The organism is Facivitalis istanbulensis, assembly GCF_040560405.1.
In the GTDB taxonomy this organism is placed as follows: Bacteria; Pseudomonadota; Alphaproteobacteria; order Sphingomonadales; family Sphingomonadaceae; genus Sphingomonas; species Sphingomonas istanbulensis.
Genome location: NZ_JAVSCQ010000034.1, coordinates 1 through 20,426, shown reverse-complemented (window position 1 = coordinate 20,426; position 20,426 = coordinate 1). Strand labels below are relative to the sequence as shown.

Annotated in this window: 16 protein-coding genes; 9 read left to right on the top strand and 7 right to left on the bottom strand. The window is 66.9% G+C overall.

All coding sequences use genetic code 11. The features are described from left to right. Positions 1-4: 4 nt before the first annotated feature. Positions 5-817 carry an alpha/beta fold hydrolase gene (locus RN629_RS15760; protein ID WP_407036093.1) on the top strand — a complete coding sequence of 271 codons (813 nt, stop codon included), beginning with the start codon at positions 5-7 and terminating at the stop codon, positions 815-817. Positions 818-975: 158 nt separating this feature from the next. On the opposite strand, the gene fixJ is transcribed toward RN629_RS15760, so the two are convergent. The 5 genes from fixJ to RN629_RS15735 all read right to left on the bottom strand — a co-directional run bounded on the left by fixJ (position 976) and on the right by RN629_RS15735 (position 6,705). Further along, the gene (gene fixJ / locus RN629_RS15755; RefSeq protein WP_407036092.1) at positions 976-1,587 is read right to left on the bottom strand and encodes a response regulator FixJ; all 612 of its coding nucleotides are present in this window, start codon (positions 1,585-1,587) and stop codon (positions 976-978) included. Beyond that, positions 1,577-3,130 (bottom strand): sensor histidine kinase, encoded by a 1,554-nt coding sequence (locus RN629_RS15750; RefSeq protein ID WP_407036091.1) that lies wholly within the window; start codon positions 3,128-3,130, stop codon positions 1,577-1,579. Before RN629_RS15750 ends, fixJ begins: the two co-directional genes overlap by 11 nt. A gap of 76 nt (positions 3,131-3,206) precedes the next feature. Continuing rightward, positions 3,207-4,433, bottom strand: coding sequence for an NnrS family protein (locus RN629_RS15745; RefSeq protein WP_407036090.1), 1,227 nt, complete (start codon positions 4,431-4,433; stop codon positions 3,207-3,209). A 20-nt stretch (positions 4,434-4,453) separates the two neighbouring features. After that, the gene (gene moaA / locus RN629_RS15740; RefSeq protein ID WP_407036089.1) at positions 4,454-5,452 is read right to left on the bottom strand and encodes a GTP 3',8-cyclase MoaA; all 999 of its coding nucleotides are present in this window, start codon (positions 5,450-5,452) and stop codon (positions 4,454-4,456) included. Continuing rightward, a complete protein-coding gene (locus RN629_RS15735; RefSeq protein ID WP_407036088.1) occupies positions 5,449-6,705 on the bottom strand; it encodes an MFS transporter in 1,257 nt (418 codons plus the stop codon). The genes moaA and RN629_RS15735 overlap by 4 nt, the downstream gene beginning before the upstream one ends. Positions 6,706-7,050: 345 nt before the next feature. Between RN629_RS15735 and RN629_RS15730 the strand changes: the two genes are divergently transcribed. From RN629_RS15730 to RN629_RS15695, 8 genes are all read left to right on the top strand, one after another. Beyond that, positions 7,051-10,779 carry a nitrate reductase subunit alpha gene (locus RN629_RS15730; protein WP_407036087.1) on the top strand — a complete coding sequence of 1,243 codons (3,729 nt, stop codon included), beginning with the start codon at positions 7,051-7,053 and terminating at the stop codon, positions 10,777-10,779. After that, on the top strand, positions 10,776-12,311 hold the full coding sequence (gene narH / locus RN629_RS15725; protein ID WP_407036086.1) for a nitrate reductase subunit beta: 1,536 nt from the start codon (positions 10,776-10,778) through the stop codon (positions 12,309-12,311). Before RN629_RS15730 ends, narH begins: the two co-directional genes overlap by 4 nt. Before the next feature lie 2 nt (positions 12,312-12,313). Further along, entirely contained in the window at positions 12,314-12,997 is a 684-nt protein-coding gene (gene narJ / locus RN629_RS15720) for a nitrate reductase molybdenum cofactor assembly chaperone (protein ID WP_407036085.1), read from the top strand. Between the two features lie 11 nt (positions 12,998-13,008). Further along, positions 13,009-13,728, top strand: coding sequence for a respiratory nitrate reductase subunit gamma (narI, locus tag RN629_RS15715; RefSeq protein WP_407036084.1), 720 nt, complete (start codon positions 13,009-13,011; stop codon positions 13,726-13,728). Further along, positions 13,728-14,882 carry a peptidylprolyl isomerase gene (locus tag RN629_RS15710; protein WP_407036083.1) on the top strand — a complete coding sequence of 385 codons (1,155 nt, stop codon included), beginning with the start codon at positions 13,728-13,730 and terminating at the stop codon, positions 14,880-14,882. The genes narI and RN629_RS15710 overlap by 1 nt, the downstream gene beginning before the upstream one ends. Before the next feature lie 376 nt (positions 14,883-15,258). Beyond that, entirely contained in the window at positions 15,259-16,344 is a 1,086-nt protein-coding gene (locus RN629_RS15705) for a hypothetical protein (RefSeq protein WP_407036082.1), read from the top strand. A gap of 302 nt (positions 16,345-16,646) precedes the next feature. Continuing rightward, complete coding sequence (locus RN629_RS15700; RefSeq protein ID WP_407036081.1) at positions 16,647-17,294, top strand: TetR/AcrR family transcriptional regulator; 648 nt, start codon at positions 16,647-16,649, stop codon at positions 17,292-17,294. Positions 17,295-17,459: 165 nt separating this feature from the next. Next, positions 17,460-17,792: a 2Fe-2S iron-sulfur cluster-binding protein gene (locus tag RN629_RS15695; RefSeq protein WP_407036110.1), complete on the top strand. Its 333-nt coding sequence runs from the start codon at positions 17,460-17,462 to the stop codon at positions 17,790-17,792. A 66-nt stretch (positions 17,793-17,858) separates the two neighbouring features. Here RN629_RS15695 and RN629_RS15690 read toward each other — a convergent pair whose 3' ends face one another. Together RN629_RS15690 and cls are read right to left on the bottom strand one after the other, a co-directional pair. Further along, positions 17,859-18,533 carry an FABP family protein gene (locus RN629_RS15690; RefSeq protein WP_407036080.1) on the bottom strand — a complete coding sequence of 225 codons (675 nt, stop codon included), beginning with the start codon at positions 18,531-18,533 and terminating at the stop codon, positions 17,859-17,861. A gap of 53 nt (positions 18,534-18,586) precedes the next feature. Further along, a complete protein-coding gene (gene cls, locus RN629_RS15685; RefSeq protein ID WP_407036079.1) occupies positions 18,587-20,008 on the bottom strand; it encodes a cardiolipin synthase in 1,422 nt (473 codons plus the stop codon). Positions 20,009-20,426: the final 418 nt, after the last annotated feature.

The window sequence follows — 20,426 nt, the reverse complement described above, 5'->3', positions numbered from 1 at the left end:
CATCATGGCGTTCTACACGGTTCAGGGTCGCACCAACTATTATGTCAGCGTCGGTGAAGGCCACCCCGTCCTCCTGTTGCATGGCATCAGCAATTCGGGCCGTGCCTGGGCGCCTCAGGTGCCCGCGCTGGTGGCGGCCGGTTACCGGGCGATCGTGCCCGACCAAGCGGGGCATGGCGCGTCGTCGGCCCTGTCGGCGCCCTTCGGCGTGACGGATCTTGCCGACGACATGGAGGCGCTGATCGACCAGCTTGGCATCGACCGGCTGGATATCGTCGGCCTGTCGCTGGGCGGCATGGTGGCGCTGGAACTGGCGCTGCGCCGTCCCCGGCATGTCGGCAGGCTGATCGTGGCGAACAGTTTCGACCGGACGACAATGCCGGAATTCAAGACCATGGCCGAGGGATGGGCCCGTATTTTCGAGCAGCCGCATGGCCCTGTCCTGCGCCTGGAGCAGAACTGGCCCAGCCTGGTTTCGCCCGGCTTTCAGGCGACGGAGGAGGGCCTGCGTACCTGGCTGGTCTGGCACGGCATCGCCGCGAGCGCCGATGGGCCGTCGCTGGCGCATGTCACGCGCGGCGTCACCGACTTCGACTGCACGGATCGTATCGGTGAACTGGCCATGCCGACGCTGTTCATCGCGGGCGAGCTTGATCGCATGTCGCCGCCTGATCTCAGCCGCACCATGGCCCGGCGTGCACCCCAAGGCACCTGTCAGGTGATTGAAGGGGCTGGGCACATCTCCAACGTGGACAGCGCCAGTGGCTTCACGCGGATCATGCTGACCCATCTGGATGCCGCTCACGCCCGACCGTGACGATGGTCGGGATAGCAGGCTTGGTTCAGCCTGCACTACCTGGCGACCATGACGCCACGTGCCCGTATTCCGATGGTCATCACCGCTTCGGGCGGTCGCTTCGGACCTTTTCCCTCCGCGACGTCCCCCAAAGCGACTGACCAGCCGCGCCTCCTTCGTCAGGCCAGTCGGGCGATCATCACCATGCGCACGAGTTCCGAGAGCGTGCGGACCTTCATCTTGGTCATGACGTTCGCGCGATAGACCTCGACCGTCCGCGCGCTGATCTCCAGGTCATAGGCCATCACCTTGTTGGCCTTGCCTTCGACCAGCCCCTCCATCACCTCGCGCTCGCGGCCGGACAGGGTGGTGAGCCGCTTGCGGATTTCGTCGCGTTCGAGCGCGATCTCCTCGCGGTCGCGCTGCTTGGCCAGCGCGGCGCGGACCGCGACCAGGATCGCCTCGTCCCCGAACGGCTTTTCGATGAAGTCCGCGACCCCGGCGTGCAGCGCCTGGATCGCCATCGGCACATCGGCATGGCCGGTGATCACGATCACCGGCAGCGCATGGCCCATCGCCTTGAGCTTGGTGAGCAGTTCGAGCCCGCTCATTTCCGGCATGCGGACATCGGTGATGATGCAGCCGCTGTCGATGGCGGAGGCGACCGCCAGGAACTGCGTCGCCGATTCATAGGTGCGGGTCGGAATGTTCGAACAATCGAGCAGGAAGGCGAGCGAATCGCGTACGCTTTCGTCGTCGTCGATCACATGAACGACGGGCTCACTCGGCATCGTGCAATTCCTCCCTGCTCAAATCGGGCACCGTGAAGTGGAATATTGCGCCACCCTCGCTCTCCGCGTCTACCCAGATGCGCCCGCCATGGGCCTCCACGATGGTCCGGCAGATAGACAGGCCCACCCCCATGCCGTTGCGCTTGCTGGTGACGAAGGGCTGGAACAGCTGGGCGGCGATGTCCGGCCGGATGCCCGGGCCGGTATCGGCGATGGTGACCCGCGCCATCGCGTCCTTGTCGGGCGTCACGCGCACCAGCAACTCGCGCCGCTCGGCCTCGCTCATCGCGTCGACGGCGTTGCGGATGAGGTTCAGGACCACCTGCTGGATCTGGACCTTGTCCACCAGCGTGAGGTCGATCGCGGGGTGGAGTTCGAAGCGGACGCGGATGCCATGTTCCTTGGCGCCGACCAGCGCCAGCGCGCAGGCTTCCTCCAGCAGCTTGGCCAGGCTTTCCAGCCGCCGTTCGGTTTCGCCGCGGGCGAGGAAGTCGCGCAGCCGGCGGATGATCTCGCCCGCGCGCAAGGCCTCGCGCCCCGCGCGCTCGACCGCCTCGGCGATCCGGTCGAGCGGGGGCGCGTCGCGTTCGAGCAGCGCCCGGCTGCCCATGAGGTAATTGCCGATAGCGCTCAGCGGCTGGTTCAGCTCATGGGCGAGCGCCGAGGCCATTTCGCCCAGCGCCGTCACGCGCGAGACATGGACGAGTTCGGTCTGCAATTCCTGAAGCCGGGTTTCGGTCTGCTGGCGTTCGGTCAGGTCGCGGACGAAGCCGGTGAAGAAGCGGCCGCCGGGCAGTTCGATCTCGCCGACGGCGAGTTCCATCGGGAAGGTGGTGCCGTCCTTGCGCTCGCCGACGACGACGCGGCCGACCCCGATGATCTTGCGCTCGCCGGTCCGGTAATAACGCTGGAGATACTGGTCGTGCTGCTCGCGATAGGGGGACGGCATCAGCAGGCTGACATTGCGCCCGGCCACCTCCTCGGCGGTCCAGCCGAACTGGCGTTCGGCGGTGTCGCTGAAATCGCGGATCAGGCCGTCCTCGTCGATTACGATCATCGCGTCGGGCACGGTGCGCAGGATCGATCGCAGATGCGCCTCGCGCTCGGCGAGGTCGCGGGTCTTGGCGGCTTCCCGGTCGCGCACGCGCCGCAGCCAGCCGCCGCCCAGCGCCAGGATGATCCCGACGCAGCAATAGACGCCCGTCGCCACCGCATCGCCGAACAAGAGCTGGCCGGTGAGGACGTCGGCCGTCATCCCGGCCGCCGCGCCGAGCGCCGTCGCCAGGAGCGCCGGCCAGAAGCCGCCCACCGCCGCCGCGACGATGCCGGGGACGAAGAAGATATAGGTCGCCCGGCGTTCGAGCAGCGGATCGAGGCCGACGCGGGCGCAGAAACCCACGGTCAGAACCGACACCGCGAACAGCAGCGCGACAGTGCCGTTCATCTCGCGCACGAACGAGGCGGGCGCCCCGTTTCCGAGCGCCGCCGGAAAGGCCTTGTCGGGCGCGCGCGCGGTGCCGCTTTCGCTCGGAGGATGGTCCACGTCTTGCTGCCCCGTCAGATGGTTTGCGGGCGGCTCTACCAGATTCGGCGGCATTGCGAGACTATCCGCCATCGCCTCATGGCTGGCCATCCGCGCGCGGGCGGCACAGCATCGGGCCGTCATGAAGGAGGAACAGCCCGAAGGCCCCGCACCAGGCGAGCGCGGCGAGCTGCATCACGGCCATGGTGGGCAGGGGGAGCAGTGGCGCCGCGACCCGCAGGATCCCGGCGAGCAGGACGAGCGCGTAGACCATCCTGGTGGTGGCATCGGCCAGCAGGGGGCGGCCGGTATGGCCGCGCGTGGCGCGGGTCATCACCGCCAGCGTCATGCTCGCCATCGCACCGGCGGTGAGCGCATGCAGCGCCGCCGAGGGCATGACCCGGTCGGTCAGGATCGCCGCGCCCATCAGCAGCAGGCCGATCGGAATCCACAGATAGGCGAGATGGAGGATCGCGACGAGCGGATCCGCCAGGGTGCGATATCCCTGCCAGCGGGACAGGCGCAGCAGCTGCCCGGCCCCGGCCAGCACCAGCCACCAGCCGGTGGCGGCGGCGAGCGGTGCCGCCGTCCATGCCAGCAACGCGGCGGCGCTGAGCAGCAGCACGATCCGGTCGAACCGGGTCGGCTGGCCCGGCAGCGTGCCCGGCCGGGGCTGGCGGGCCAGCCAGTTGCGGGTGAAGGACGGGATGATGCGGCCGCCGATCATCCCCAGCATCATGGTGACGAGCGCGATCGCGAGCCGGTTGCCGAGCCCGGCGGGCAGGGGCGCGCCAAGCGCCTCGGCATGGTCGAGCCCGTCGGCAAGGGCGAACATGATGACCAGCAGGATCACGGGCAGGTTGCGGTTGCGGGCGATCAGCACCTCGCGGCCGCAACAGGCCGCCAGCACCAGCAGAAAACCGGTATCGAGCAGAATGGCCAACGGTGCGCCGACCCAGGCGGAGAACAGCACCGCCGCCCGCGCCGCACCCCACAGCCCGACCAGCGCGGCGAGCGGCGCCCCGGCGATCGGCAGCCGCCCGGTCCAGTTGGGAATGGCGGTGAGCAGGAAACCCGCGATCACCGCCCCGATATAGCCGAACAGCATTTCGTGCCGGTGCCAGGCGACGGCGTCGAAGCGGCTGGGCAAGATGATCTGCCCGGCCAGCGCGCACAGGAAGAGCAGCAGCACGACGATTGCCCAGAGCGCGCCTGCCAGGAAGAAGGGGCGGAAGCCGCCGCGCAGGACGGGCGGGCTCGCCGCCAGCCGCCGCCGACGGGCGGAAGGGGCCTCGGGGTCGGTAGGGTGGGGGCGTGGTTGCATCGCAAGGGCTCCTTGTGGGTTCAGCCGCCGAGCTGGGCCAGCTGGCGCAGATCGCCGGTGTCGCCCTGGTGGAGCCTGTGCCCGGCGGCCTTGCCGGTGAGGGCGAGGCGGATGCGGGCGGCGAGTGCCGCCTCCTGCCCATCGGCGAGAAAGCGGCGCAGATCGATGTCGCCGCTGCCGAACAGGCATAGCCGCAGCCGCCCGCGCGCCGTGACGCGGAGCCGGTTGCAGCCGTCGCAGAAGCCGGACGCATAGGGCGCGATCAGCCCGATCCGGCCGCGATGATCGGGATGGGCATAGTCGGTCGCGGGGCCGCCGTCCGGCAGGCGCGGCAGGGGCGTCCAGCCCTGCGCATCGAGCCAGACGCGCAGCCGATCGCCGGGCACATGGTTGGCGGCGAAATAGGCGGCATTGTCGGCGGTGCGCATCAGTTCGATGAAGCGCGCGGTGATCGGCCGGTCGCGGACAAAGGCCGCGAAACGCTCGAACGACGGCTCGGCCCGGTCGGCGAGGAGCACGCTGTTGAGCTTGACGGCGGGCATGCCGGTGTCGAGCGCGGCGTCGATCCCCGCGAGCACGGCGGGCAGCCGGTCGCCGCCGGTGATCGCGGCGAAGCGGGCGCGGTCGAGATCGTCGACGCTGACGTTCAGATGGGTGAGCCCGGCCGCGCGCCAGGCCGCGACATGGCGGCGCAAGTTCCAGCCATTGGTGGTGAGCGCGACCTTGCCGATGCCCGGCGTCGCCGCCACCCCGGCGATCAGCGCTTCGATGTCGCGGCGCACCGTGGGCTCGCCCCCGGTCAGCCGGACCTTGCCGATGCCGAGCCGGGCGAAGGCGGCGACGAGCCGGCGCACCTCCTCGACCGTCAGGAACCGGGCCGGCCCCAGCTTGCGATAGCCGTCGGGCAGGCAATAGGTGCAGCGGAAGTTGCAAACCTCGGTCACCGACAGCCGCAGATAGCGGAACCGCCGTCCGAACGCGTCGGCCAGCCCCGGCCCGCCAGCCGCTGCCTCGGTCATGCGCCTGCGGCCGGGGCGCTGCCGAGCACCCGCACCTGGCGGATCTCGGTGACGTAGAGCAGGATCAGCGATACCCAGACGATCCCGTAGAGCAGCATGAAGCAGGTCGAGGGGATGCCGGTCAGGTCGAGCAGCGCGCCGAACAGGATCGGCAGCAGGAAGCCGCCCAGGCCCCCGGCCATGCCGACCACGCCGGAGACCGCGCCCATATTCTCGGGAAAGTCGTCGCCGATATATTTGAAGGTGGAGGCCATGCCGCAGGCGAAGCTGACGCCGAGGACGAACATCAGCCCGGCAAAGCCCCAGAGCGGCAGCGCGAGATGCAGCGCGAGCGGCCCGCGCACCGTCTGGATGATCAGGTCGGTGGGCGGGTAGGAGAGCAGGAACAGGCAGATCCACGCCGTCCACAGCACCCACCAGGTCACCGGCTGCGCGCCGAAACGGTCCGACAGCCAGCCGCCCATCGCGCGCAGCACGCCGCCGGGCAGCGAGAAGCAGGTCGCGAGCAGCGCCGCGCGGGCGATCGGCAGATGATATTGGTTCAGGAAATATTGCGGCATCCAGATCGACAGCGCGGTGAAGCCACCGAACACGATCGAATAATATTGGCAGTATTTCCAGACGCGGGGGTCGCGCAGGACGCCGAGCTGCTGGCCGATCGACGCGGTGCCCTTGCCCTTGCCGGGGTCGGGCAGCGCGACGAGGCGGAAGAGCAGCGCCACGGCGAGCAGGCACAGCGCATAGACGCGCGGTACGCTCTGCCAGCCGAAATGGGTGATCAGTTGCGGCGCGACGAACATGTTGAGCGCGGCGCCGCTCACGCCAGCGCCGAAAACCCCCATGGCGAAGCCACGGTTCTTCGTGAAGAAGCGCGCGACATAGGGGGTGCCGACCGAGAAGCTGGCGCCCACGACGCCCAGCACCAGCCCGATGGCGAGGAACTGCCAGAACTGGGTGGCGTAGGAGGAGATCCATAGCGGGATCGCGCTGCCGGCGAGCAGCCAGGTCATCACCGCGCGACCGCCGAAGCGATCGGTCCAGATGCCGAAGATCAGCCGCAGCAACGCGCCGGTGAGCACCGGCGTGGCGGTCAGCAGGCCGAATTCGGACGCGCTGAGCCCCAGTTCCTTGCGGATCGGGATGCCGGTCACGCCAAACATCATCCAGGATGCAAAGGTGACGGCGAAGGCAAGCGTCGACACCAGCAGCACGAGCAGCGCGCGGTGCCGGGACGGGGGGGCGGCCAGGTTCATGGCGCTTCTCCGGGAGCGGGGGGCGTGGGGGGCTTGGGCGGCTCGGCGGGGGCCAGCACCACCGGCCGCGGCAATTTCGGGCTGGGCCAGACGGCGCGGGTTTCCGTTCCGTGCGAGTCCCGCGGCAGGATCGGTGGGGGTGGTGGTCGGTCGGTCATGGATACCCCGGTGGCGGGACTGCGTGCCCCGGCGGGATAGGCCGCGCCGCCGGGGCGGGCCATTGGGGTGTGCGACCTAGGGGACGTACCGGAGGGAGAATACCCAGGCCGACAGCATCGGCACCGCCCCCTAGCCAAGGGCCGTCCGCACCATCGACTCGGTGCTGCGCCAGCTTGGGATTCCAGGATGAGTCACACCCTAGACCGCCTCTTCTTCTTCACCCGCCGTACCGAAACCTTCGCGGGCGGCTATGGCGTGACGAACAATGACGACCGCACCTGGGAACAGGCCTATCGGGATCGCTGGCAGCATGACAAGATCGTGCGCTCCACGCATGGCGTGAACTGCACGGGCTCCTGCTCGTGGAAGATCTATGTCAAGGGCGGGATCGTCACCTGGGAAACCCAGCAGACCGATTATCCGCGCACCCGCCCGGACCTGCCCAACCACGAGCCGCGTGGTTGCGCCCGCGGCGCCAGCTATTCCTGGTATCTCTATTCCGCCAACCGGGTGAAGCACCCGCTGATTCGTGGGCGGCTGCTCAAGGCGTGGCGCGCGGCGCGGGCGACGCGCACGCCGGTCGCTGCCTGGGCGGCGATCCAGAACGATCCGGCCGTGCGGGCGTCCTACACCCGGATGCGCGGCTCGGGCGGAATGGTGCGCGCGACCTGGGAGGAAGTGACCGAGATCATCGGCGCGGCCAATGCCCATACGATCAAGACCTGGGGGCCGGACCGGATCTTCGGCTTCTCGCCGATCCCGGCGATGTCGATGGTCTCCTATGCGGCGGGCGCCCGCTATCTGCAATTGATCGGCGGCGTGTGCGGCTCCTTCTACGACTGGTATTGTGACCTGCCGCCCGCCTCGCCGCAGACCTGGGGCGAGCAGACCGACGTGGCCGAGAGCGCCGACTGGTTCAATGCGGGCTTCCTGATCCTCTGGGGCTCGAACGTGCCGCAGACCCGCACCCCCGACGCGCATTTCTATACCGAGGCGCGCTATCGCGGGGCCAAGTCGGTGGTGATCTGCCCCGATTATTCCGAAGCCTCGAAATTCGCCGATCTCTGGCTGGCGGTGAAGCAGGGCACCGATGCGGCGCTGGGCATGGCGTTCGGCCATGTCATCCTCAAGGAGTTCCACGTCGATCGGCAGGTGCCGTATTTCCGCGACTATGTCCGTAAATACAGCGACATGCCGATGCTCGTCCGGCTGGTGCCGCAGGGCGACGGCCATGTGCCGGAGCGCCTGCTCCGCGCCTCGGATTTCGATGCCGCGCTGGGCGAGGCGAACAACCCCGAATGGAAGACGGTCGCGATCGACGAGGCGACCGGCGACGTCGTCGTGCCCAACGGCTCGATCGGCTTCCGCTGGGGCGAGGCGGGCAAGTGGAACCTGGAGGAAAAGGCGGGGGCGGGCGACACCATGCTCCGCCTGGGCCTGAAGGGCATCCATGACGAGGTCGCGCCGGTGCGCTTCCCCTATTTCGGCGGGGCGGCGACCAACGGCTTCGCGATGACCGATCATCCCGACGTGCTGACCCGCAACGTGCCGGTGAAGCGGATGATGCTGCCGGAAGGCGAAACGCTGGTCGCCTGCGTCTACGACCTGCTGCTCGCCAATTACGGTGTCGATCAGGGTTTCGGCGGGGCGCACATGCCCGTCGACCATGACGATGTGCAGCCCTATTCCCCGGCCTGGGCCGAGGCGATCAGCTCGGTGCCGCGCGACCAGATCATCGCCACCGCCCGCGGCTTTGCGAGCAACGCCGAGAAGACCAACGGCAAGTCCATGGTGATCATCGGGGCGGCGATGAACCACTGGTATCACATGGACATGAACTACCGCGCGGCCATCAACATGCTGGTGATGTGCGGCTGTATCGGCCAGTCGGGCGGCGGCTGGTCGCATTATGTGGGGCAGGAAAAGCTGCGGCCGCAGACCGGCTGGGCGCCGCTCGCCTTCGCGACCGACTGGATCCGCCCGCCGCGCCAGCAGAATTCGACGTCCTTCTTCTACGCGCATAGCGACCAATGGCGCTACGAGACGGTGGCGATGGGCGAGATCCTGTCGCCCACCGCGCCGGCGGGCGACTGGGGCGGGTCGATGATCGACTATAACGCCAAGGCGGAGCGGCTGGGCTGGCTGCCCTCGGCGCCGGCGCTGCAGCGCAATCCGCTCGATCTCGCCCGCGAGGCGAAGGCGCTGGGCGCAGATCCCAAGGCGCACACCGTCGCGGCGCTCCAGTCGGGCGCGGTGCGGATGTCGTGCATGGATCCCGACGATCCCGCCAACTGGCCGCGCAACATGTTTGTCTGGCGCTCCAACCTGCTCGGCTCCTCAGGCAAGGGGCATGAATATTTCCTCAAGCACCTGCTCGGCGCCGATCACGGCGTGCAGGGCAAGGATCTGGGGGAAAGCGGCGGGCAGAAGCCGCGCGATGTCGCCTGGCACGACCAGGCGCCGGAGGGGAAGCTCGACCTGCTGGTCACGCTCGACTTCCGCATGTCGACCACCGCCGTCTATTCGGACATCGTCCTGCCGACCGCGACCTGGTACGAGAAGAACGACCTCAACACCTCGGACATGCACCCCTTCATCCATCCGCTGGGCGCGGCGGTGGACCCCTCCTGGGAAGCCAAATCCGACTGGGAGATCTTCAAGGCGATCGCCAAGGCCTTTTCGGCGGTGTCGCCCGAGGTACTCGGCGTCGAGACCGATGTGGTGCTCACCCCGATCCAGCATGACAGCGCGGGCGAGCTGGCCCAGCCGTTCGACGTGCGCGACTGGTCCAGGGGCGAATGCGAGGCGGTGCCGGGCAAGACCATGCCCCAGATCACCATCGTCGAACGCGATTACCCGAACACCTATAAGCGCTTCACTGCGCTGGGGCCGCTGCTGGGCAAGGTCGGCAATGGCGGCAAGGGCATTGCGTGGGAGACCGGCGATGAAGTCGCCTTCCTCAAGCAGCTCAACGGCGAAGTGCTCGAACCCGGCGCCACCCGGGGGATGGCGCGGATCGAAAGCGATATCGACGCCTGCGAGACGATCCTCACCTTCGCGCCGGAAACCAATGGCGAGGTGGCGGTGAAGGCCTGGGCGGCGCTCGGCGCGCAGACCGGGCGCGACCACACCCATCTCGCGCTGCCCAAAGAAGACGAGAAGATCCGTTTTCGCGACCTTGTCGCGCAGCCGCGCAAGATCATCAGCTCGCCGACCTGGTCGGGCATCGAGAGCGAGCATGTCTGCTACACTGCCGGCTATACGAACGTGCACGAGCTGATCCCGTGGCGCACGCTGACCGGGCGGCAGCAGCTCTATCAGGATCATGAATGGATGCGGGCGTTCGGCGAGGCGCTGTGCGTCTATCGCCCGCCGATCGATCTCAAGACCACCTATGTCCAGGGTGGCAAGCCCAATGGCGAGACCGAGATCGTCCTGAACTTCATCACCCCGCACCAGAAATGGGGCATCCATTCCACCTATAGCGACAATCTGCTGATGCTCACGCTCAACCGCGGCGGGCCGGTGGTCTGGATCTCCGAGGTCGATGCGGCGAAGGCCGGGATCGTCGACAATGACTGGATCGAGGTGTTCAACGCCAATGGCGCGCTGACCGCGCGCGCGGTCGTCTCTCAGCGGATCCGCGAAGGCACCACCTTCATGTATCACGCGCAGGAAAAGACCGTGAACACGCCGGGGTCGGAGATCACCGGACGGCGCGGCGGCATCCATAACAGCTGCACCCGCACCGTGCTCAAGCCGACGCATATGATCGGCGGCTATGCCCAGCTGGCCTATGGTTTCAATTATTACGGCACGGTGGGCTCCAACCGCGACGAATTCGTCATCGTCCGCAAGATGCGCAAGGTCGACTGGCTCGATGAAGCCCGTGCCGAAAAGGAGTTCGCGAAATGAAGGTGCGTGCACAGATCGGCATGGTGCTGAATCTCGACAAGTGCATCGGGTGCCACACCTGTTCGGTGACTTGCAAGAATGTGTGGACCAATCGCGAAGGCGTGGAATATGCCTGGTTCAACAATGTCGAGACCAAGCCGGGCGTCGGCTTCCCGCGCGACTGGGAGAACCAGCAGCGCTGGAATGGCGGCTGGCGGCGCAGGTCCAACGGCAAGATCGAGCCGCGCATGGGTGCCAAGTGGCGGATCCTGTCGAAGATCTTCGCCAATCCGGACCTGCCCGAGCTCGACGATTATTACGAGCCGTTCGATTTCGACTATGGCATCCTCCAGACCGCGCCGGAGATGAAGGCGTTCCCGACCGCGCGGCCGCGCTCCAAGGTGACCGGCGAGCGGATCGAGAAGATCGAGCGTGGTCCCAATTGGGACGAGATCCTGGGCGGCGAGTTCGCCGGGCGATCCCAGGACCATAATTTCGACGCCGTGGAGAAGGAGATTTACGGCCAGTTCGAAAACACCTTCATGATGTATCTGCCCCGGCTGTGCGAGCATTGCCTCAACCCGACCTGCGTCGCGGCCTGCCCTTCGGGCGCGATCTACAAGCGCGAGGAAGACGGCATCGTCCTGATCGACCAGGACAAGTGCCGCGGCTGGCGGATGTGCGTCTCCGCCTGCCCGTACAAGAAGATCTATTACAACTGGCATTCGGGCAAATCGGAGAAGTGCACCTTCTGCTTCCCGCGCATCGAGGTGGGGCAGCCGACGGTCTGTTCGGAAACCTGTGTCGGCCGGATCCGCTATCTCGGCGTGCTGCTCTATGACGCCGACCGGATCGAGGCCGCGGCGTCGACCGCGAACCCGCAGGACCTGTATCGGGCGCAGTGCGACGTGTTCCTCGACCCCGCCGACCCTGCCGTGATCGCCCAGGCCCGCGCCGATGGCGTGCCCGAGCCCTGGCTGGACGCGGCGCGGCGCAGCCCGGTCTACAAGATGGCGATCGACTGGCAGGTCGCCTTCCCGCTGCACCCCGAATATCGCACGCTGCCGATGGTCTGGTACGTGCCGCCGCTGTCGCCGATCCAGTCGGCCGCCGCCGCTGGCGCGCTGGCGATGGACGGCGAGATGCCCGATGTCGCCTCCCTGCGGATTCCGGTGAAGTATCTCGCCAATCTGCTGACCGCGGGCGATGAGGCGCCGATGACGCGGGCGCTCGAACGGATGCTGGCGATGCGCAGCTATATGCGGGCCAAGAGCGTCGAGGGGCGGATCGACCATCCGGTGGCCGACCGGGTGGGCCTGACGGCGGCGCAGCTCGACGAGATGTATCGCTATATGGCGATCGCCAATTACGAGGACCGTTTCGTCATCCCCACCACGCACCGCGAGCAGGTCGAGGATGCCTATGGGCTGCGCGGCGCCTGCGGCTTCACCTTCGGCAATGGTTGTTCCGATGGCCACACCAAGGTCGGGCTGTTCGGGCCGAACAAGCGGCCGAGCGCCCAGGTTCACGCCCATGCCAAGTTGGAGAACTGATCGTGGCGACCACCTATCGCGCCCTGGCGCTGCTGCTGCGTTATCCCACGCAGGACGTGCGGGCGGCGGCGGGCGATGCCGCCGCGATCATCGAGGGCGAGGGCCTGGTGCCCGCGCCGATCCGCCGGGCGCTGGCGAAGCTGGCGGCCAGCCTGGCGGCGGACGATCTCTACGATCTCCAGGAACGCTATGTCTGGCTGTTCGATCGCACCCGCTCGCTCTCGCTCAACCTCTATGAGCATGTGCATGGCGAGAGCCGCGAGCGCGGGCCGGCGATGGTGGGGTTGAAGGACCTCTACAGGCACCACGGGCTCGACCTTGCCGCGACCGAATTGCCGGATCACCTGCCGGTATTCCTCGAATTCCTCTCCGTGCTGCCGACGGCGCAAGCGGCGTCGCTGCTCGGCGAGGCGTCGCATGTGATCGCCGCCCTGGGGGAGCGGCTGCACAAGCGGCAGAGCCCGTATCGCGCGGTATTCGGCGCGCTTTCGGCGCTGGCCGGCGATCCCGCCGATGCCGAGGCGCTGGCCGCGCTGCTGCGCGAGCCGGACGATGATCCCGACGATCTCGCCGCGCTCGACCGGCTCTGGGGCGAAACCGCGGTGCGGTTCGGCCCGGCCGAGGTCGGCTGCCCCAAGGCCGAAGCGCTCGTCGCCGCGATGAACCCGCCCGCCAACGCCGCCTGAGGAGCAGGACCATGGACCTCAATCAGATCTTGTTCGGTGTCTATCCCTATATCGCGATCAGCGTGCTGGTCCTCGGATCGGTCGTGCGGTTCGATCGCGAGCAATATAGCTGGCGCTCGGGATCGTCGCAGCTGCTGCGACGGCGGCAGCTGGTCGCCGGTTCGGTGCTGTTCCATGTCGGCGTGCTGACGATCTTCGGCGGGCATTTCGTGGGCCTGCTGACGCCGATCTGGGTGTTCGACGCGCTCGGCGTGCCGCACGGTGCCAAGCAGATCCTGGCGATGACGGCGGGGGGCGTCGCCGGCCTTTTCTGCCTGACCGGGGGGCTGTTGCTGCTCCACCGTCGGCTGTTCGATGCCCGCATCCGCAAGACCTCGAGCTTCAGCGACATCGCCATCCTGGTGCTGCTGATGCTCCAGCTGTGCCTGGGGCTGGCGACGATCCCGGTATCGGCCGGGCATCTCGACGGGCACGAAATGGTGAAGTTCATGAACTGGGCGCAGGGTGTCTTCACCTTCCGACCCGGCATCGCCGGGATCGTCGCGGACGTGCATCCGATCTTCAAGGCGCATCTGGTGCTGGGCATGACGATCCTGCTCGTCTTCCCGTTCACCCGGCTGGTTCATATGCTGTCGGCGCCGGTCTGGTATCTCAATCGTCGCGGCTGGCAGCTGGTGCGCTCGAAGCGGCGGCTGGCGGGGACGGCGCTTGCGGCGAAGGGTGCCCGCTGATGCGCGCGATCGTCGTCCACGGGGTCGAGATCCCCGAACGCCTGATCGCCAGCGAGGCGCAGCATCATCCCGGCCAGTCGATCGGCGCGGCCCGCCGTGCGGCGGGCGAGGCGCTCGCGACCAAGGCGCTGCTGCTCCACCGCGCGCGGGAACTGGGGCTGGACGCGGCGCCCGAGCTGGACGCGCAGGGTTGCGAGGAAACCGAGGAAGCGGCGCTGGTGCGTGCGGTGATCGAGGCCGAGGTTGAAATCGCCGTGCCGACGGAGGCGGAGTGCCGGCGCGTCTATGACGCACAGCCCGAGCGTTTCCGGGCACCGATGCTCTACGAGGCGGCGCATATCCTGATCGAGCCCGGTTCGACCGACGATGCCGGCTGGCGGGACGCCGAGGCTGCGGCGCAGGCGCTCGCCGCCAGCCTCGCCGCGGGCGAGATCGCGTTTGCCGAGGCGGCGCGGGACTATTCGTCCTGCCCGTCCGCGGCGGTCGGCGGGTCGCTGGGCCAGATGCGGTGCGGGGATCTGGTCGCCGAGGTGGAGGCGCCGCTGCTGGCCCTGTCGCCGGGCACCATGGCGCCCGCGCCGGTCCGGTCGCGCTTCGGCTGGCATATCCTGAAACTCGAGCGGCGCATCGATGCTGGCATCCTGCCGTTCGAGATCGCCGAGCCCCGCATCCGCCTTCATCTGGAAAGCCGGGCGTGGCTGGCCGCGGGCGCGCGCTATGTCGCCGGTCTCGCCGAGGCGGCCACCGCCAGGGGGATCGCGATTACCCTTGCGGGCGGGACGCCCAGGGAGGGCTCCGCCTGTCTCGGCGACCTGGTCGGCGACCTGATCGGTGACAGGGCGCTTGCCGAACGCCTCGTTCCCTGGCTGGAGGCGAGCGATCCGGAGACCGGCCTGCGTCTCCGGGCGGCGACCGGCGCGGCGGGGATCGATGCGGTTTCCTATGTTCGCAGGGTGGTCGCGGACTTTGTCGAACGCGCGACCGATGACCATTGGACCAGGCTTATTTCCGCCGCGCGGGATGCCGAGGACCCCGCCCGGGCGGCGCTGGCGCTGATCATGAAGGCGCAACTGGAGACGGCCGGATCCTGCGGCACACCGCAACCCGCGACGGCATCCAGCCAGCCGGGTCGGAGCGGTTGCACCGGGCGATAGGTGCGTGCCGGGACGTTGCGCACGCAAGAACTTGACCCCGGCCGCGTGCCCGGCCGCGCCATGGTCTGACTTTGGCTCCCGCCGGGCCCTTCTTCTCGGCACGGGGCGGTCGTGGCGCTTCCGTGACGCATCAGCGTCATGGGCTTTCCTTCCTTGCCAACGAAGACACCGCACCAACGAACGGTGGGGTCGAGCACCGCCTTCCCGGCCGCTACGGCGAGACGAGGCATTTGCAAGGCCATAAACGCAACGCAACCGTTGCGTTTATGGCCTGAAGTTCTACGACGATACGGCACGGCACGGCACGGCACGGCACGGCACGGCACGGCACGGCACGGCACGGCACGGCACGGCACAGCACAGTGGAGATATGGAAATGGCAAGCGAAGGCAACCTACTCGGCGATAGTGCGAGTTTCGACCAGCTGGGCATTGATCGCCGGACCGCCCGCTCCTGGGAAGACGGGTTGCGTCTGCCGCAGCCGTTCGTAGCCGGTTCATGGGAATGGTGGTATTGCGATGCGCATTTTTCGAACGGTTATTTCTGCGTCGCGTCCCACCACATCGAGATCGACTCAAACGGTATCAATCATCCGTTTATCAGCCTGAACATCGCCAAAGACGGAAAGAAGCTCTGCGATCTCCGGATCCCCGTCGACGCGGACAGTGCATCGTTTTCGCAAGATCATTGCGACACAAAACTGGGCAAGCATTTTTTCCGCAGCATCGACGGCGGGATGGATCGCTATCATGTTTACGTCGATCCGACGGAAGCGCGCGGGTTCGGGGTCGATCTCATCCTGGAGCGGACGGTGCCGTCATACCGGCCGGGTACAGGGCGCTGGGATGTGGATGGCTGCCATTTCTCATGGTTCTGCGCCGTTCCCGGTGCCAACGCCAAGGGGCAGTTGTTCGTCGACGGAGAGACTGTCGAGGTGCAGGGCAACGGCTATCACGATCATAATTGGGGCAATGTCCCCATGGACAGGATTTTGTCGGACTGGCTGTGGAGCCGGGCCGAAGTCGAGGGCACCACAGTTGTTTCTGCCTCGGTTCGATTCAGGCAGGATGTCGGCGGCCGCGAGACGCCGTTGCTCTATGTGGCGCGCGGTGATGATATCCTCGTCGACGCCTTCAACGACGACGTCGTTTGCCTCGAAGGGGTCAAGATTCCGCAGCCTGACACCGGCAAGCATGTAAGCAGCGATTGCATCTATCTGGTTGAACGAGGCGATCTGAGCGCTTCGGTACGTTTCGACGGCCAGCACACCGTGATCGCATCCTTCCAGTGGGCAAACTCCTCAAGCAACTGGGAAACCTGGTATACGCGCTTCCCGGCCAAGGTGACCGTCGATATCCGCCAGTCCGATGGCCCCGCCGTGCGGACAACCGGTAGCGGCACGCTCGAAAACATGGACTTTTTTGGTCGGCCAACAACCATCAAACAGCACGAACGCGGGTAGACGCCCCCATCGACCATAGCCTTTCCACCGGTCCGGCCTACGACCGGCGCCGTCGACAAACGGGCGCCAGTGACAAGCGACTTCATGACCGGGCGGTGGAAAGGGGTGGAGAACGCCCCGGCCAGCCGATGGACGGCCTGCTGGAGGCCGAGGGCTGTCCACAAGGCTTTGTAATGATTTTCCGATGTTCTTACCGCCTCCTGCAAGACCAATCTTGCCACGTCCGTTTCGGAGCGACACAGAGATGGTCGATGGCCACATAGACAATGGACGAACAATCGTCGGGCCTGGAGTGATGACGGTTGACGCAGGATAAGGAAATCACCAAGCGCCTTGGCGGCAGGCCCACGAACCAACAGGCGGCAGAGCTCACGACGCGGATCGTGGCATTGGCGACGCGGCTCTTTCTCGACAAGGGCTATGCGGCGACCGGCATGGAAGAGATCGCCGGCATTGCCGGTGTCGCCAAGCGCAGCCTCTACAGTCGCTTCCCGACCAAGGAAGACCTGTTTCGAACCGTCGTCCAATCCTACTCGAAAGCAACGCTCGGTCTTCTCGACGGCCGGAAGGGTAGTGGTCCGCTGGATGAGCGGCTCGTTGCCGGATGCCTTCAGGTCCTGGACATCGCACTGGCACCGGACGTCATCGCGATGGATCGGCTCAGCTCATCGGAATCGGTCCGTTTTCCAGAGGTCGCGCAAACCATCGCGGCGGCGAAACACGAAGGATTGGCGTTTTTCACGACGATCCTTCGAGACCATCCCGATGCAGCCGGGAAGACAGAGGACGTGTTTCATCAGGGGGCACGCCGATTGTGGGACGTGGCGATCGCTCCTGAGATAAGAGCCTCTGTCTTGGCGCCGCGTCCCGAAGGCGTGACCGCCATCGTGCGAAGCGAGGTGAAAAAGAGCGTTCGATTCTTCCTTGAGGGTTATCGTTCCGCCGTTTGAATAACAGGCCCCCCTGAACGCAAACTGCATCCATTTTCCGGCTTGCGAGGCTGATCTCGCAGCAGGCGGGGCATGCCGGCTTGCCGGGCAGACATGGCCTTTCGGTGCCGATGGGCAGAGTCGAGCCGATGTTCAGCACCGTCGCACGATCGTCTGGGCGTTGGTATATTCTATCAACCCCTCGGTGCCCCCTTCGAGGTCATCACGCGCGACGGCGAGCGGCTGGACGTCGAGGGTGCAGCCGATGCCAGCGTCATGGAAGCGATCCGCGATGCGGGCGTCGATGATCTGCGGGCGATGTGCGGCGGATGCTGTTCCTGCGCGACATGTCACGTCTATGTCGAGGCGGGCCGGGAGAATTTGCCGCCGCCCGGCCCGGACGAGGACGATCTGCTCGACAGCAGCGCCTGGCGCACCGACCAATCGCGCCTGTCCTGCCAGTTGGCGATGCGCGACATCGGGCCGGGATGCCGGATACGCATCGCGCCCGAGGATTGAGGGACAGGGTCGATTGAGCGTCGTCCCGGGCTTGCCGTCCGCAATCCGCCCTGATCGCGGTGGGCGTCAGCCGGACTGGCCCGCTTTGTCCCGGACGATGCGGAGCCAGGGATTGAGGTCGGCCTCTCCGACCTTCTTGAGGCTCCCGGCATCGCGGTGCACGAAGGGTTGATCGCGGCCCTTGACCATCAGCGTGGTTTCGCTCGCATAGGTCCAGGATCCGTCCGCCGCGAAGTCGATCGTCAGCTGGTAATCGTCGGTACGGAATGCCTGTTCGAGGAAGTCGGTCGAGCAGATCCCATAGTCGGTCTGGCCGCGGACCGCCTTCACCGTCAGCGTCATGTCATGCTGGGCCGCCTGTCCATGGGCCAGCGCCACCTGGCCGCGCGGAATCGCCAGCGTCTGTAGGATGAGGCCGGTCGCGGGTTCCCACAACCAATAGCCGATCTGGTCGTGAAAGGTGATGTCCTCTTCGCGCGTGCCGATATGGGTATGGTAGCGCAGGCCGTAGAAAAGTTGCGGTCCGTTCGTCTGCGGGTCGATCGGCTGCATCTCGACCCGCTCATAATATCGCCGCTGCTCCGGGCCATCCGCCTTAGGGTTGAGGTCCAGCCCCTTGTCGCCCTCCCAGATGCCCGCCAGCCGGCGCAGCGGGCCGAGGTTGGCGAGCGTGTCCGGGTCCACATTCCGGGGTTCGGTAAAGATGTCCTTGGGGACGGGCATGCCAACCATCTGTGCCATTCTCCTCGCGTCGATGGACCATGAGCATGATGCGGGAAAAGCGCAACCGGCCGTCAGATCAGGGGGCCGAGGGCGGCGAGGGCATTGCGCCAGATGCGGGCATGCAGCGGAAGCGCCCTGATATCGTCCAGCGTCACGGCGCATGACGACCGGACATAGTCCTGCTGGCGTTCGCGCATGGCGGCGGTGAAGTCCGCATCCCGCACCAGGATGTCGTTCTCGAAATTGAGGTCGAAGCTTCGGAAGTCGAGATTGGTCGACCCGAAAAAGGTCGACGCGCCGTCCACGGTCAGGATCTTCGCATGGAGCAGCCCGCCCTCGAACTCCCGGATCCGGACACCCGCATCGAGCAGCCTCGGATAATAAGACCGGCTCGCCGCGCCGACGAACCAGGAGTCGTTGCGACGGGGCACCGTCATCAGGATGTCGACGCCCGCCATCGCAGCGCCGATCATGGCGTCCGCCACCACATCGCCCGGCACGAAATAGGGGGTCGTGATCATGATTTCCCGCCTTGCTTCGCCGATCAGGCGGGCGAGCAGCTGGGCCGTGGTGCCCTTTGTCGTGGTCGGGCCGGTGCCGACGACCTGCGCGGTGACGCCATCGTCGAAAAAGGCGGGGGGATATGCCCAGGGGGAGAGGTCGATCGGCCCGCGCTCGAACCAGGATTGCGCGAACAACAGGTCCATCTGCCGTGCGACCGGTCCCTCGAACCGGGCCATGACATCGATCCAGGGCGCATATCGTGGCTTGGGCGAGAAGGCTGGATCGGCGCAATTCTGGCTGCCGCAATGACACACCACGCCGTCGATGATCGTGATCTTGCGGTGGTTGCGAAGATCGGGCCGGCGGACGAGCATGGTCGCCAGGAGATTGTCGATGGGCAGCGCCGCCATGGTCTCGATGCCCGCGTCGCGCATCGCCCGCCAGACGCCGGACTTGAGAAACGCGGCCGACCCGATCGCATCCACCCCGGCGCGGACATGAACGCCGCGCCGTGCCGCGCGGATCAGCGCGTCGGCGACCGACCGGCCCGTGTCGTCGTCCAGCCAGATATAATAGAAGACATGGATGAAGGACCGGGCGGCATCGATATCCGCGACAAGCCGCGCGCGCTGCGCATCGGGGCTGTCGAGCAATTCGGCGCGGTTGCCAAGAGTGACGCCGAATCCGTTGATCGCGCTGGCGAAGCCGCTGGCCGGTCCCTGCGCGCCAAGGTCATGCGGTGCTCCGCTGTGCAGCACCATCTGCCGGGTGGCGCGTTCGGCCTGCCGATGCGCCGCGCCTTGTGCGCCGTCGAACCGGATGCGCCCGAACAGGAAATAGCATAGCGCGCCAAAGATCGGCAGCACGACAAGCGCGAGCGCCCAGGCGATCCGCGCCGTCGCGTTGATGTCCGGCCGCGCCAGGATGTGCAGCAGCGTCAACGCGACGATCGCCACCTGTAGCAGCCCGATCAGAACCGCCAGCGTCATCGCGAGACGCGCGCCGGCCGGTGTTCTCGCACGATCAACACGCGCCGCGCATGGTGATTGGCGCTTTCCTGCGACGCGCGCCATTCCCTGCGTCGATTACCTGCCGGGACGCAGGATAGCCTTGGCCTGAGCGTGGAACGCCACCGGACTGGTTCATGGAGCGCGGCACATTCGATCCCTTGGTGACAGCCTTTCCTGCATCAGCACTTCGCCATTGGCAACTACACCCCACGCTCCGCCGCGCGCGGCTTTCCCAGGACGGGACCATGAGGGAACGGGGGGAGGGAATGGGGCGATCCCGGCATGCTTCGGTTCCAGCCCAAGCGTCGCCATCGCAACACGCGACCGACCACCACGATCGATTGCCCGTGGCCATGCGAACCAGCCGTGGCACTTTACCCGCCGGTAAAGTGCCACG